Source organism: Microbispora sp. NPDC046973, assembly GCF_040644495.1.
Classification (GTDB): domain Bacteria; phylum Actinomycetota; class Actinomycetes; order Streptosporangiales; family Streptosporangiaceae; genus Microbispora.
This window is the reverse complement of sequence record NZ_JBEYWQ010000048.1, coordinates 1-13,292: the sequence shown is the minus strand read 5'-3', so window position 1 is coordinate 13,292 and position 13,292 is coordinate 1. Positions and strand designations below refer to the sequence as shown.

13 protein-coding genes are annotated in these 13,292 nt (G+C 71.3%); 4 read left to right on the top strand and 9 right to left on the bottom strand.

Annotated elements, in window-relative coordinates; translation table 11 throughout:
- Positions 1-7: 7 nt before the first annotated feature.
- The 8 genes from ABZ860_RS40360 to ABZ860_RS40325 form a co-directional block, all read right to left on the bottom strand.
- Positions 8-1,009, bottom strand: a complete 1,002-nt coding sequence (locus tag ABZ860_RS40360; protein WP_357231244.1) for a phosphotransferase — start codon at positions 1,007-1,009, stop codon at positions 8-10.
- 264 nt (positions 1,010-1,273) lie between these two features.
- Positions 1,274-1,975: a microcompartment protein gene (locus ABZ860_RS40355; protein WP_357231241.1), complete on the bottom strand. Its 702-nt coding sequence runs from the start codon at positions 1,973-1,975 to the stop codon at positions 1,274-1,276.
- Positions 1,968-2,252 (bottom strand): BMC domain-containing protein, encoded by a 285-nt coding sequence (locus tag ABZ860_RS40350; protein WP_139575266.1) that lies wholly within the window; start codon positions 2,250-2,252, stop codon positions 1,968-1,970. The genes ABZ860_RS40355 and ABZ860_RS40350 overlap by 8 nt, the downstream gene beginning before the upstream one ends.
- 16 nt (positions 2,253-2,268) lie before the next feature.
- A complete protein-coding gene (locus ABZ860_RS40345; protein WP_079317478.1) occupies positions 2,269-2,514 on the bottom strand; it encodes a EutN/CcmL family microcompartment protein in 246 nt (81 codons plus the stop codon).
- On the bottom strand, positions 2,514-3,137 hold the full coding sequence (locus ABZ860_RS40340) for a hypothetical protein (protein WP_357231238.1): 624 nt from the start codon (positions 3,135-3,137) through the stop codon (positions 2,514-2,516). Before ABZ860_RS40340 ends, ABZ860_RS40345 begins: the two co-directional genes overlap by 1 nt.
- A complete protein-coding gene (locus ABZ860_RS40335; protein ID WP_193203141.1) occupies positions 3,134-3,748 on the bottom strand; it encodes a BMC domain-containing protein in 615 nt (204 codons plus the stop codon). The genes ABZ860_RS40340 and ABZ860_RS40335 overlap by 4 nt, the downstream gene beginning before the upstream one ends.
- 1 nt (position 3,749) lies before the next feature.
- Complete coding sequence (locus ABZ860_RS40330) at positions 3,750-5,243, bottom strand: aldehyde dehydrogenase family protein (RefSeq protein ID WP_357231234.1); 1,494 nt, start codon at positions 5,241-5,243, stop codon at positions 3,750-3,752.
- Positions 5,240-6,508: an aminotransferase class III-fold pyridoxal phosphate-dependent enzyme gene (locus ABZ860_RS40325; protein WP_357231231.1), complete on the bottom strand. Its 1,269-nt coding sequence runs from the start codon at positions 6,506-6,508 to the stop codon at positions 5,240-5,242. The genes ABZ860_RS40330 and ABZ860_RS40325 overlap by 4 nt, the downstream gene beginning before the upstream one ends.
- Before the next feature lie 223 nt (positions 6,509-6,731).
- Here ABZ860_RS40325 and ABZ860_RS40320 point away from each other — a divergent pair, with 223 nt between their 5' ends.
- A complete protein-coding gene (locus ABZ860_RS40320) occupies positions 6,732-8,234 on the top strand; it encodes an APC family permease (RefSeq protein ID WP_357231228.1) in 1,503 nt (500 codons plus the stop codon).
- A gap of 11 nt (positions 8,235-8,245) precedes the next feature.
- Entirely contained in the window at positions 8,246-9,253 is a 1,008-nt protein-coding gene (locus ABZ860_RS40315; RefSeq protein ID WP_357231225.1) for an acetamidase/formamidase family protein, read from the top strand.
- A 20-nt stretch (positions 9,254-9,273) separates the two neighbouring features.
- Here ABZ860_RS40315 and ABZ860_RS40310 read toward each other — a convergent pair whose 3' ends face one another.
- On the bottom strand, positions 9,274-9,756 hold the full coding sequence (locus tag ABZ860_RS40310) for an Lrp/AsnC family transcriptional regulator (RefSeq protein WP_357231222.1): 483 nt from the start codon (positions 9,754-9,756) through the stop codon (positions 9,274-9,276).
- A gap of 104 nt (positions 9,757-9,860) precedes the next feature.
- On the opposite strand from ABZ860_RS40310, the gene ABZ860_RS40305 reads away from it, so the two are divergent.
- Together ABZ860_RS40305 and fusA are read left to right on the top strand one after the other, a co-directional pair.
- The gene (locus ABZ860_RS40305; RefSeq protein WP_357231219.1) at positions 9,861-10,406 is read left to right on the top strand and encodes an alpha/beta hydrolase; all 546 of its coding nucleotides are present in this window, start codon (positions 9,861-9,863) and stop codon (positions 10,404-10,406) included.
- A 678-nt stretch (positions 10,407-11,084) separates the two neighbouring features.
- Positions 11,085-13,172 (top strand): elongation factor G, encoded by a 2,088-nt coding sequence (gene fusA / locus ABZ860_RS40300; protein ID WP_357231217.1) that lies wholly within the window; start codon positions 11,085-11,087, stop codon positions 13,170-13,172.
- Positions 13,173-13,292 lie beyond the last annotated feature (120 nt).

Sequence of the window (13,292 nt, the reverse complement as noted above, 5' to 3'; positions counted from 1 at the left end):
GGACTCCTTAGAGTGATCCGCTGAGATAGCGCTCGGCCAGCTCGCAGCTGCCCTGGGTGTAGCCGGCGCCGAGTTCCCTGGCGACGTCGGCGGCCGAATGGGAGCCGATCCACGCGACGAGGAGGAGACGACGGAACATGACGAACGTCCAGACCTCGGCCTCGTCCTCCTTCGGGAGGTCGAGCACGGACCGGTAGCCGCGCACCCACGACTCCGCCATGTGCGGCACCTCCGGCCGGTGCTCGATGAAGCTGACGGCGGCGCCGAGGTCGTAGAGGTACCAGCCGAGGCCGCAGTCGTCGAAGTCGATGACGCTGGTACCCGCCTGGCCGTCCACGAGGAGGTTGGCCAGGCGCAGGTCGGCGTGGATGAGCCCGTACCGGTCGGGGCCCTTGCCGAACCGCTCCAGCCTGCGGCGCAACTCCGCCTCGAGCCGGGCGAGCACGGCGTGCGCCTCCCGGTCCACGCCGACGCCGTCCTGCCACCTGCCCCACCGCGCCCGCGGGCCGAAGGCGGCGTCCAGATCCCAGTGGAAGCGGGTGAAAGACGCCGGCCTCGCCCAGGCACGGGCGTGGCGGTGCATGCGGGCGGTCAGCGCGCCCAGCCGTTCGAACTCCTCCACCAGCCGGTCCTCGGCCGGCTCGGCGCCGGGCAGGAACTCGAACATCACACAGTGGCGGGGCTCGGAGCCCGGTTCCCGCATGGTGACGACGCGCGACCCGTCGCGGGCGGGCAGCACACGCGGCGTGACGATCCCGGCCTCGTCGCGCAGCGCGTCGAGCCAGGCGAGCTCGCTGGCGATGGCCTCAAGCGAGTGGTAGCCGAGCCGGTGGACCCGCAGGATCGCCCGGTGCCCGCCGTCACCGACCGTGAAGGTCGCGTTCTCCGAGACGTTGAGCAGCGTCACGGATGCGTCGGGGGAAACGTCGTAGTGCCGAAGGGCGCGGCGGGCGACCCCCTCGATGCGAACGAGGACGTCGTCGCCGCCGGACAGGTCGTGGACCTGCATGCGTTCTCCTAATGGGTCCTGTGGAAGTGTCCGTCAGATCTTCCCCCGCTGTGTTTCCCGCATCGCTCGTCGGGTCGCTCACGTCCGCCTGGTCGTGCCGGAGGCGCGCAGGGCACACGGCCCTCGTCACCGCTTGGTCGCTTCGCTCCCGCGCGGCTCCTCAGTCCAGACCGGCGGCGCGCCCCTCCGGCTCGCTCGATGTTTCCCGCATCGCTCGTCGGGTCGCTCCGTGTTTCCCGCGTCGCTCGGTGTGCCCGGCTGTGGTCAGTGGTCGCGGCCCTCGACGGCTTCGAGGACGCGGACGATGGCGTCCCTGGCCGTACGCACCGAGGAGGAGCGACCGCTGATGTAGAGCCGTCCGGCCGACCCGATCATCTGCACGTCCACGAGTGTGATGTCCGGCGCCGCCGCCTCGGCCTCGTTGGCCGCCACGGTCGCGAACAGCGCCGGGGTCATCTCGCAGACCAGCAGCGTCTCCCCCGGCAGGACCATCGAGGCCTGCCGGTTGCGGTTGACGAGCACCGCATGCTGGTCGGTGATGTCCTCGATGACGTCGGTGTAGAGGATCCGGGGCCGCAACTGGTCGCCCGCCGAGGCGCCGATGCCGTCGAGGATCGCCTGCCCGGCCCGCCGTACGTCGTCCAGTGAGGAGCCGTGCACCTCCAGCACGCCGAACTGCCGCTCGACGAACAGGATGCCGGGCTCGACGGACGGCACGGCGCGCAGGGCGAGGTCGATGACCCGCTCGATCGCGAGGCCGGGGGCGACCTCCACGATCAGTGCGTGCTGCCCCTCGTACGGCGGGTAACCCCGGGCCCGGGTGGGCGCGGCCATCGCCGCGGTGAACTGCCGCCGCAGGTTCTCCACCAGCAGGTAGACCCGCAGCTCGGCCGTACGCCGCTCCGCGGGGGCCGCCTTGGCGGCGGCACGCGCGCGGGAACGGGGGGCAGGGGCGGCGCTACTCACCGGTCGAGAGGTCGAACGCGCGGGCGAGGTCGGCGTGCGGGCGCGGGATGACGTGCACGGAGACCAGCTCGCCGACGTTCGAGGCGGTCTCCGCCCCGGCCTCGGTGGCGGCCTTGACCGCGCCGACGTCGCCGATGACCGTGACGGCCACCAGTCCCGACCCGACCTGCTCGCGTCCGACGATCGTGACGTTGGCCGCCTTGACCATGGCGTCGGCGGCGGCGAGCGCAGCCACGTAGCCCTTGGTCTCGATCAGGCCGATCGCGTTGTTGGCCATGTGCCTTCTCCTTCGGTTAGACGGTTTCGTCGATGGAGCCGATGATCAGTGCGTCGATCGGCGGGGACTTCTGGGCGGGGAACCAGGAGGCGGCGACCGAGCCCTGCACGATCAGGACCCGCTCGCCGATGCCGCTGCCGAGCACGTCGAAGGCGATCAGCCGGGCTCCCCCGTCGAGTTCGACCTCGAGGAACGCGCCGGCCGGGATGCCCTCGACCCGTTTGGTGGACCACACGCTCGACGTGACGGTGCCGCGCAGCATCAGTCCTCCCTCTCCACGGTGAGCCCGCAGGCGCGGGCCCGTTCCCTGGCGAGCGGCGTGAGCACCGCGCGGCGGCCGAGGACCAGCCGGGCGCCCGCCGCGGCGGCCGCCGCGACGTGCCGCTCGGTGACGGCCCCCTTCTCGTGCCGCACGACCTCCTGCCGTACGGCCGCCTGAACGGGCTGAACGGGCTGAACGGACTGGGCAGGCTGAACGGACTGGGCGGCGGCGGGCCCGGCCAGGCGGAACCGCAGCCGTCCTGACCGCAGGGCGGCGGCGCGGGCCGGGTCCGCCGCGAGGTCGAGGACCCGCAGCGCGAACGCGTTGAGGTCGTCGTCGCCGCCGATCACGACCGGTTCGGCCGCGGGCGTCCGGCCGAGGGTCCCGGCGGATGCCCCGGGCACGTGTCCGGCCGGCGCGGTGGCCATGGACACGTGCCCGGTCCGCCCGCCGGTCGCGGACGCGTTTCCGGGTGTCCCCGGCGTGGCCGTCCCGGCCCCGATCGGTGGGGGCGCAGTCGGCGGGGCCGCGGCCGGCCCGGTCGCGGCGGAGATCGCGGGAAGGAGGTCGCGCAGCACCTCGCGGACCAGCAGCCGCAGCTCGTCGGCCGGGAGCGCGGTCATCGCACGGCTCCCGCACGGTCGCCCAGCACCTGGCGGGCGGCGTCGGCGGCTTGGCGCACGTCGGACTCACGGCCGGACAGGTACACCCGGCCCGTCGCGCCCATCATGCGGTAGTCCACGACCTTGATCTCCGCGGCCTTCTCGGCCTCGTTCACCGCGAGGATCGCGTACGACGCGGGCTGGCATTCCAGGACGAACAGCGACTCGCCCGGCAGGGCCAGCGATCCGACGCGGTTGCGGTTGATGAGGAAGGCGTGCTGCCCGTCCAGGCTGGAGACGATCTCGGAGGCCAGGATGCGGGGCGGCACGGCGTCGGCGGCGCTCGCGCCGAGCGCGTCGAGCACGGCGTCGGCCGCGGCCCGCACCTCGCCGATCTGCCCGTGGAACTCCAGGTAGCCGAACTGCCGCTCAACCACCAGCACGCCGGCCTTCACGTCGGCGTGCTTGAGCGCCACGTCGGTGAGGGGCTCGATGTCGAGCCCGGGGGCGATCTCGATGATCTGGGCGGCCTGGTTCAGCCGGGGCAGCGCGCCGCGCATCCAGGTGCCGAGGTAGCACATGGTCTGCGGCTGCAGCTGGTCGATGAAGATGAAGGAGCGCAGCTCGGCCATGTCACGACCTCACCAGCGACGCGAGCTCTTCGAGGATGAGCCGCCTGATCTCCTCGCGCAGCACGTCGGCCTGGGGCGCCGGGGCCGCCGGGGAGGCGGGAGCCGTACGCGCGTTGGACGGGTCGGGGTAGCGCGGCACCGGGCCGTCGGGGGGCGACCACGGATCGAGCCCGGCGAAGTCGCCGAACGGCGCGTCCACGTGATAGGCGAGCTTCGTCCAGTTCACCAGGTTGCCCGGCTGGAGGTTCTCCCCCGCCGACGAGCCGCCGACGTAGCCGGTGCCGATCGTCATGGAGATCGGCAGGTTCGTGTGGACGCCGGAGCCGCCCAGGCTGTTGCCGGAGTTGACCGAGACGCGCAGCACCGGCACGGCCGCGCCGTACTCCATGATCGTGCGGGGGTCGGCGCTGTGGATCGCGGCCGAGTGGCCGGCGCCGCTGATGCGCAGCACGGCCCTGGCCGCGTCGATCCCGGCGCGCGTGGACGGCACCCGCAGCAGGGCGAGCACCGGGCAGAGCTTCTCGTGCGCCAGCGGCTCCTCCGGCATCGGCCGGTCGATCGGCGCGAGCAGCACGCGGGTGCCGGACGGCACCCGCACGCCGGCCTCCCGGGCGATCCAGGCCGCGTCCTTGCCGACGAACCGGGTGTCGAACCGGCCGCCGGGGAAGACCGCCTCGCGCACCCGGTCGCGGTCCGCGGGCGACAGCTGGTGAGCGCCGCGCATCAGGGCGACCAGGCGGTCGGCGACCGCGTCCTCCACGATGAGCACCGACTCGTTGGTGCACAGGATCGAGTTGTCGAACGCCTTGCTGTCCACGATCAGCCGCGCGGCCGACTCCAGGTCGGCGGTGCGGTCCACGAACACGGGGACGTTGCCGGGGCCGACGCCGAGCGCGGGGTTGCCCGAGCGGTAGGCGGCCCGGACGACCGGCGTGCCGCCGGTGGCGACGATCACGTCGACCCTGGGGTCGGCCATCATCGACTCGATCAGCGGCAGCGCTGGCTCCTCGACGACCTGGATCACGCCGTCCGGCGCGCCCGCCCCGACCGCGGCCGCGGCGAGCGTCCTCGCGGCGTCGGCGCAGCACTCCTTCGCCATCGGGTGGGGGCTGATGACGATCGCGTTCCTCGTCATCAGCGCCAGCAGGATCTTGAAGTAGACGGTGGCGACGGGGTTCGTCGAGGGGGTGAGCGCGAACACCACCCCGGCCGGCCGCGGGATCGAGACGATCTTCTGGGTCGCGTCCGCGCGCGGGGACACGTAGTCGTGGCCGGCGTACTCCTCGACCAGGCCGGTGGAGCAGGCCACGTTCTTGAGCGCCTTGTGCTCGGCGACGCCGAAGCCCGTCTCGCGCACGGCCCACTCGGCGTACCGGGCCGCGTTGGCGGCGCCGGCCCGGGCCACGGCGGACACGATGCGGTCCACGCTCGCCTTGTCGTACCGGGCGAAGGCCCGGGCGGCCCAGCGTGCCCGCTCCAGCATCCCGGACGTCACTTTCCAGCCTCCTTCGCGGCCCGTGCGATCGCGACGGCCGTACGGTCGAGCAACTCCTCGGTGAGCACGGGATCGATGAGGATGCCCGGCTTGTACTGCAGGACTCTGGGGTCGAGGGTGGAGAAGATCGCCCACACGCCGTTGTCGTAGAGCTGGCGCATGACGAACTTGGCGCCCTCGGGGTGGTCGAACTCCAGGCCGAAGACCAGGCCGTTCTGCCGGATGCCGGTGAACCAGCCCGGGTTGTCGTCCCTGATCCGCGCCAGTCCGCGGCCGATGACGTCGGACGCGTGGTGGACGATCGAGCGGGTCTCGGGCCGGTTGCAGATCTCCAGCGTCTTCAGGGCGGCGAAGCAGCCGAGCTCGCCGCCGCCGAACGTCGCCATGTGGGCGAAGCCGTCCTCGGTCAGCCAGCCGGCGCAGCGCTCGCTGACCAGGACCGCCGCGATCGGATAGAGGCCGCCCGAGATGCCCTTGCCGGTGACGAGGATGTCGGGCCTGATGCCGTGTTTGGTGATGCCCCACAGCTCGCCGGTCCGCATCAGGCCCGTCTGCACCTCGTCGGCGATGTAGAGCGCGTCGTACGTCTCGCAGAGCCGCTTGACGCTCTCCAGGTAGCCGGGGTCGGGCAGCGGGAAGCCGTACGTCGCGGGGATCGTCTCCATGATGACGGCGGCCACGTCCCGGCCCCGCAGGGCCTCCTCCATGCCGGCCAGGTCGTTGAACGGCACGTGGACGAACTCCTCCGGCCGCTCGGAGAGGAACAGCCGGGAGAAGCGCTCGTCGCCGGTGCCGACCGCGAGGCCGGTGTGGCCGTGGTACGCCTTGACGATGGAGACGATCTTGCGCTTGCCGGTCGCGTGCCGGGCCGTCTTGAGCGCGATGTCGATGGCCTCGCCGCCGCCGCTCGCGTAGATCACCTTGCTCAGCCCCTCGGGACCGGTCGTGATCAGCGCCTCGGCCAGCGCGGTGCGGGCGAGCGAGGGGAAGTGGTGGTTGCCGATGTCGAAGTGGTCCATCGCCTGTTTCAGCGCGGCCACGACCTCAGGGTTGCGATGCCCCAGGTTGTAGGTGCCCCCGTTGAGGTGGACGTCGATCAGGCGCTTACCGGAGACGTCGTAGAGGAAGTAGCCCTCTCTGCGGTCGATGACCAGCGGAACGCCGGAGTCGATCCAGAACTGGGTCTTCCCCGGGTTCCAGTACGCCGAGGACTTCTCGAGAACCTCGTCCTTGTCCGCATAGGTGAACAGCCCGTAGTCCAGCATCCCGGTCCCATCGGTCCGTGAATCGGTAGGACCAAATAGTTCACCGGTCGATCCGTATACGTCAACGGTTCTCGTTGTGAGGACTACGAAACACCAAGGGTCTTGCCCAGCGAAACCATGGAGTGGCACGATTTGCGCACCTTGTGTGACATGTCACACATATCCCCCACCCCCACCATGGTCTCCCGGAGGCACTGCTTTGAGCACCTTTGAGACACAGGCGGTGACGACATCCGCCGAGACCCCGGGCGTCAGCCGGTTGCGCAAGGACGCCGTCGGGCTGGTCGGCGTCATCTTCATGGCGGTCGCCACCGCCGCCCCCATCACCGCGATGACCGGCAACGTGCCCATCGCGCTCGGCTTCGGCAACGGCCTGGGGGCGCCGGCGGGCTACCTGTTCGCGACGATCGTGCTGACGGTCTTCTCGGTCGGCTACACCGCGATGGCCAAGCACATCACCGCGGCCGGGGCCTTCTACGGCTACATCTCCCACGGCCTCGGCCAGGTCGCCGGAATGGTCGCGGGAATGCTCGCGACGATGGCGTACGTCGTGTTCGAGGCCTCGATCATCGGGTTCTTCGCCTACCAGGCCAGCGACACCTTCAAGACCATGGGCGGAGTCGAGATCCACTGGCTGTGGTTCGCCTTCCTCGGCCTGGCCCTCAACGCGATCCTCACCTACTTCGACATCAACCTGACCGCCAAGGTCCTCGGCGTCTTCCTGGTCACCGAGATCTTCATGCTCGGCCTGACCGCGATCGTGACCTTGTTCCACGGCGGCGGTCCCGACGGGCTGATGACCTCCTCGATCAACCCGATCAACGCGTTCGCGACCAACGGCCTGGCCGCCGGCGCGGTCGGCCTCGGCCTGTTCATGTGCTTCTGGTCGTGGGTGGGCTTCGAGTCCACCGCCATGTACGGCGAGGAGTCGCGCGACCCCAAGCGCATCGTCCCCCGGGCCACGCTCGTCTCCGTGGTCGGCATCGGCCTGTTCTACACGTTCGTGTCGTGGATGGTGGTCGCGGCCAACGGCGTGAACGCCCCGGCGATCGCCGCCAAGGAGTTCGCCGGCATCTTCTTCAACCCCACCCAGGAGATGATCGGCACCTGGGCCGTCGACCTGTTCAAGATCCTGATCCTGACCGGGTCGTTCGCCTGCTCGATGGCGTTCCACAACTGCGCCTCGCGCTACCTCTACGCCCTCGGCCGGGAGAACCTGTTCCCCGGCACCGCGAGGACCCTCGGCGCCACCCACCCCAAGCACGGCTCGCCGCACGTCGCCGGCTTCGTGCAGACCGGCATCTCGGTCGTGATCGTGCTGGCGTTCTTCTTCGCCGGGATGGACCCCTACATCCACATCTACACGCTGCTCGCCGTGCTCGGCACGCTGGCGATCCTCATCGTGCAGTCGCTCTGCTCGTTCTCCGTCATCGGTTACTTCCACGTCAGGAAGAAGCACCCGGAGACCAAGAGCTTCTGGCGCACCCTGCTCGCCCCGCTGGTCGGCGGCCTCGCCATGCTGTACGTCGTCTTCCTGCTGTTCCAGAACCAGGAGGCGGCGGCGGGCGACGCGTCCAAGACCCTGTTCTTCAAGCTGATCCCCTACATCGTGCTCGCCTTCGCGGTGATCGGCGGCGGCTTCGCCCTCTATCTCAAGGCCCGCAACCCCGTGAAGTACGAGATCATCGGCCGGATCGTCCTCGAGGACACGGTCGAGCGCGACTGAAGGAGCACAGCATGGTGGTGTCGTACGACCTCGATCCCGGCGCGGACCCGGCGGGCCTGACCTACACCTTCGGCGGCGCCGCGCCCGTGATGTCGATCAAACCGGGCACGGCCCTGTCCACCTGGACCCGCGACTGCTTCGCCGGCCGGGTCAGGTCGGCGAGCGACCGGGTCTCCGAGGTCTGCGACCCACGGTTCATCAACCCCCAGACCGGCCCCTTCTACGTCGAAGGGGCCGAGCCCGGGGACACGCTCGCCGTCCACTTCGTGTCCATCGAGCCGAGGGAGGCGCGCGGCGTCAGCACGACCGTGCCCTTCTTCGGCGCGCTCACCGGCACCGGCACCACCGCGCTGCTGCACGAGGCGCTGCCGGAGCGCACCTGGATCTACGAGATCGACCGGGAGGCCCGCCTCGTCCGCTACAGCGCGCTGGAGTCGCCGTACGAGGTGGACCTGCCGCTCGACCCGATGCACGGCACGGTCGGCGTGGCGCCCGCCCTGGGCGAGGTGCGCAGCTCGCTCGCGCCGGGCGACTGGGGCGGGAACATGGACACCCCGGAGATGCGCGCCGGGACCACCTGCTACCTGGGCGTCAACGTCGAGGGCGCGCTGTTCTCCTTCGGCGACGGCCACGCGCGCCAGGGCGAGGGCGAGACCTGCGGGGTCGCGGTCGAGACGGCCATGGACACGGTCGTGATCGTCGACCTGATCAAGGGGACGCCCTGTCCCTGGCCGCGTCTGGAGAACGACGACTTCATCATCACCACCGGCTCGGCCAAGCCGCTGGAGGACGCGTTCCGCATCGCCCACGCGGAGCTGACGAAGTGGCTGGCCGCCGAGACCGGGCTGTCCACGCTCGACGCCTACCAGCTCGTCTCGCAGGCGGCGCTCACCCCGGTCGCCAACGTCGTGGACACGGTCTACACGATGACCGCCAAACTGCCCAAGGCCGTGCTGAAGGGCGCCGCACCCATGGGCGGGGCGCACGCCCGGCTGCGCGCCATGGCGGCCGCGCTATGACCTCCTCGCGACCCGTCGGACTATTCGGTTGGACCAGCCATGGCGGCGCGGTGCGGTGCGATCGGCTTGGTTTCGTAGGTTCGCAGCACCAGCGACGTTGTGACGGGCCCGAAACGGGCGACGCTGTCGACGATGGCTTCGAGGCGTTCGGCGCTGGAGGCGTGAACGTCGATGAGGAAACAGTCCTCGCCGGTGAGCCGGTAGACGTTGGTGATCTCGGGCAGCTGCGCGAAGTGGTCGAGGGACGCGGCGATGCGTGCATGGGTGGTGCGCAGCCGGATCACGGCATGGATGTTCAAGCCGAGCCGGGCGGGGTCGACCACCGCGCGGTATCCGGTGATGACGCCGGATCGTTCCAGGCGCTTGATGCGCGCGGATACGGCCGGCTGGGAGAGGTTGACCCGCCGTCCGATCTCGGTGACCCCCATGCGCCCCTCGGTCTGCAGGATGGCCAGGATCGCTCGGTCGACCGCATCCAATGAATCCGACGTCTCGCCAGCCATAGACCTTCCATTCATCAGCAGAGAGCGACTCTGCCCGATCACTTTCTCATACTGACGCTTAGAGCACTGACCGACTACCGTGAGCGGCGAAGGAACCAGAAGCCATGCGCTATGTGATCATCCCTGGCATCAACGGCTCGGATGAGGACCATTGGCAGACCATCTGGCAGACCGAGTGGGGCCCCTCCGCGACACGGATCTCCCCCTCCTCATGGGACGAACCGGATCTGGACGACTGGTGTCAAGCGATCGACCAGGCCGTCGGGCAGAGCCCATCGGCCGATGTGGTGCTCGTCGCGCACAGCCTGGGCTGCCTTGCCGCGAGCTGCTGGATCGCCCGGCGTCGATCCGACATCCGCGGGGTGCTCCTGGTGGCCCCGCCGGACAACGCCGGACCGACGTTCCCCGCCGAGGCCTCCACCTTCACCGCGGTGAAGGCGACACCGCTTCAGGTGCCGGGCTTGGTCATTTCCAGCGACGACGACCCCTACTGCTCCCCGGACGTAGCGCTGCGCCTGGCCGCCGACTGGCGACTCGACCGCGTCAGCGCCGGCTTCGCCGGCCACATCAACTCCGCCAGCCGACTGGGCAGATGGGATTTCGGTCGCGCACTGCTCACCGCGTTCACCGCCGGCACGCGTCGGCCCTGACCATGTCCTGCCGGCACCGGGTAACGCCCGGCGTCGGCACCAGCCGGTCATGCGCCCCCGACCAGGCCACCGACGTCACCAGCGATCTCACCGCAACCGGCTTCGACCACCTGGCCGGCGCTCTCGGCTGCTGAGCAACGGCCGGCCCGGATGAGGAAAACCGTTTTTCCGCCCGAGATGGTTTCCGTACACTCGCCACTGATCACGCGCGCCGCCACGCCGCGGCGCGCGCCTTGGCCGAGAGAGGGGAGTTGACCGTGCGCCAGCGCATCGCGGTCGTCGTCCTCCGGTCACGGCACGAGGTGATCCTGGTGTCTACGTCGCTTCCCGGTGCCGGCCGCGCGGCCGCCATCGGACGTTCCTGACGAACTCCACCCCTGGTCAGACGGTGCGGGGCACTGGAGCCGCACTCAGGTCGCACTGAGACCTCTCCAGGCCGCACTGGGACCTCTCCAGGCCGCACTGGGACCTCTCCAGGCCACGCTGAGGCCCCTCCGGGGCCGCACGCCGGGCCCGCGCCCGCTTCTTGCGCGCGTCCGCTCCTCACGCCGTTCGCCGGATTCCCCTGCGGTCCTCGCAGGGTGTCCCCAGGGGTCGCCTCCGGCCTGAATCCGGCCGGGTCTTCTCGTCAGGCCAATCGCGCCCGCCACCGTAGGAACCTTCCCGAAGGGCATGGCCATGCGCGCCGACCTGAACCGCGATCACCTCGTCCCGCCGACCGGCATCCGCAACCTGGGCATCCTCGCCCACGTCGACGCGGGCAAGACCACCGTCACCGAACGGATCCTCTACCTCACCGGCGCCGTCCACCGGCGCGGCGAGGTGCACGAGGGCACCACCGTCACCGATTTCGACCCCCTGGAGCGCGACCGCGGGATCACCATCTTCGCCGCGGCCGTGAGCTGCCTGTGGGACGGCCACCGGATCAACCTGATCGACACCCCCGGCCACGTGGACTTCTCCGACGAGGTGGAGCGGTCGCTGCGGGTGCTCGACGGCGCGGTCGCGGTGTTCGACGCCGTCGCCGGCGTGGAGCCGCAGAGCGAGTCCGTGTGGCGGCAGGCCGACCGGTACGGCGTGCCGCGCATCGCGTTCGTCAACAAGATGGACCGCGCCGGGGCCGACCTCGACACGGCGGTCGAGTCGATCCGCGAGCGGCTGCGCGTCACCCCGCTGGCCGTCCAGCTGCCCATCGGGCGGGAGGACGGGTTCACCGGCGTGGTGGACCTGCTGCGGATGCGGTCGCTGGTGTGGGACGCCGGCCGTGACACGGTCGCCGAGGGCCCGGTGCCGGAGGCCGTCGCCGGCGAGGCACGCCGACGCCGCCGCCTGCTCGAGGAGACGGTGGCCGAGCTCCATCCGGCGGCGCTGGAGGAGTTCTGCGCCCTGCCGGAGATCTCCACGCCGACTCTGGCCGCCGCCCTGCGCGACCTGACCCTGCGTGGTGAGGCCGTGGTGGTGCTGTGCGGGTCGGCCTACCGCAACCGGGGCGTCGAACCGCTGCTGGACGCCGTCGTCGCCTACCTGCCCGCACCGCCCGACATGCCGCCCGTACGCGCCGCGGGGGTCGGGACCGAGCAGGAGCAGCACGGGCAGGAGCGGCCCGCCGACCCGGCGGCGCCGTTCGCCGCGCTGGTGTTCAAGGTGCACGCCGCCGCCACCGGGCGGCTGACCTACCTGCGGGTGTACTCGGGAACGATCAGGAGAGGAGACGTCGTGCTGGACGCGGGCGCCCGGCGCACCGAGCGGATCGGGCGCATCCTCCGGGTGCAGGCCGACAGGCACACCGAGACGGACCGCGCGACGGCCGGGGACATCGTCGCGGTGGCCGGGGTCAAGGCGGCCCGCGCCGGAGCGACCCTCTGCGCTCCCGGAGCGCCGCTGGTCCTCGAGCCGCCGGTCACGGCTTGTCCGGTGGTCTCCGTGGCCGTCGAGCCGCGCGGGAGCGGCGACGCCGACCGGCTCGCGACCGCGCTGGCCCGGATGGGCGACGAGGACCCGTCGCTGTCGGTCCGCACCGACCCCGAGACCGGCCAGACGCTGCTGTCGGGAATGGGCGAGTTGCACCTGGAGGTCGCGGTGGAGAAGCTGCGCCGGACCCATGGGCTCGACGTCGCCGTCGGACGGCCCCGGGTCGCCTACCGGGAGACGGTCGTCCGCGGGGTGTCCGGGCTGCTGTACCGGCACGTCAAGCAGGACGGCGGCGCCGGGCAGTTCGCCCACGTCGTGCTCGACGTGGAGCCGCTCGAGCACGACGCCGGCTTCGTGTTCCGGTCCGCGGTCACCGGCGGCCGGGTGCCGCGCGAGTACGTCGGGGCGGTGGAGGCCGGCTGCCGGGACGCCCTCGCCGAGGGCCCGCTCGGCGGTCATCCGGTGACCGGCCTGCGGGTCACGCTGACCGACGGCGCGACCCACCCGAAGGACTCCTCGGAGATGGCGTTCCGCACGGCCGGACGGCTCGCGCTGCGGGAGGCGCTGCGTGCCGGTGAGATGGCCCTGCTGGAACCGCTGGCCGAGGTCACGGTCACCGTGCCCGGCGACGCCGTCGGCGGGGTGCTGGGCGACCTCGCGGCCAGGCGCGGCCGGGTCACCGGTTCGGCGGCGCGGGCGGGCACGGTCGTGGTCACCGCGACCGTGCCGCTGGCCGAGCTGTTCGGGTACGCGACCCGGCTGCGCGGCCGGACCCAGGGCAGGGGCGCCTTCACCAGCCGCCCCGCGGGCTACGCCCAGGTGACCGGTTCCGCCCTGGGGCCGACGCGGGGCTGACGCCGGGCTGACGCGGTAGCCGCCTGGTCGCGGGGGGGGGGGGGGGGGGCGGGGGGCGCGGGGCCGGGCCGCCCCCGCCCGGCCCGACACCCCGACATAAAAACACACAACCCACCACAA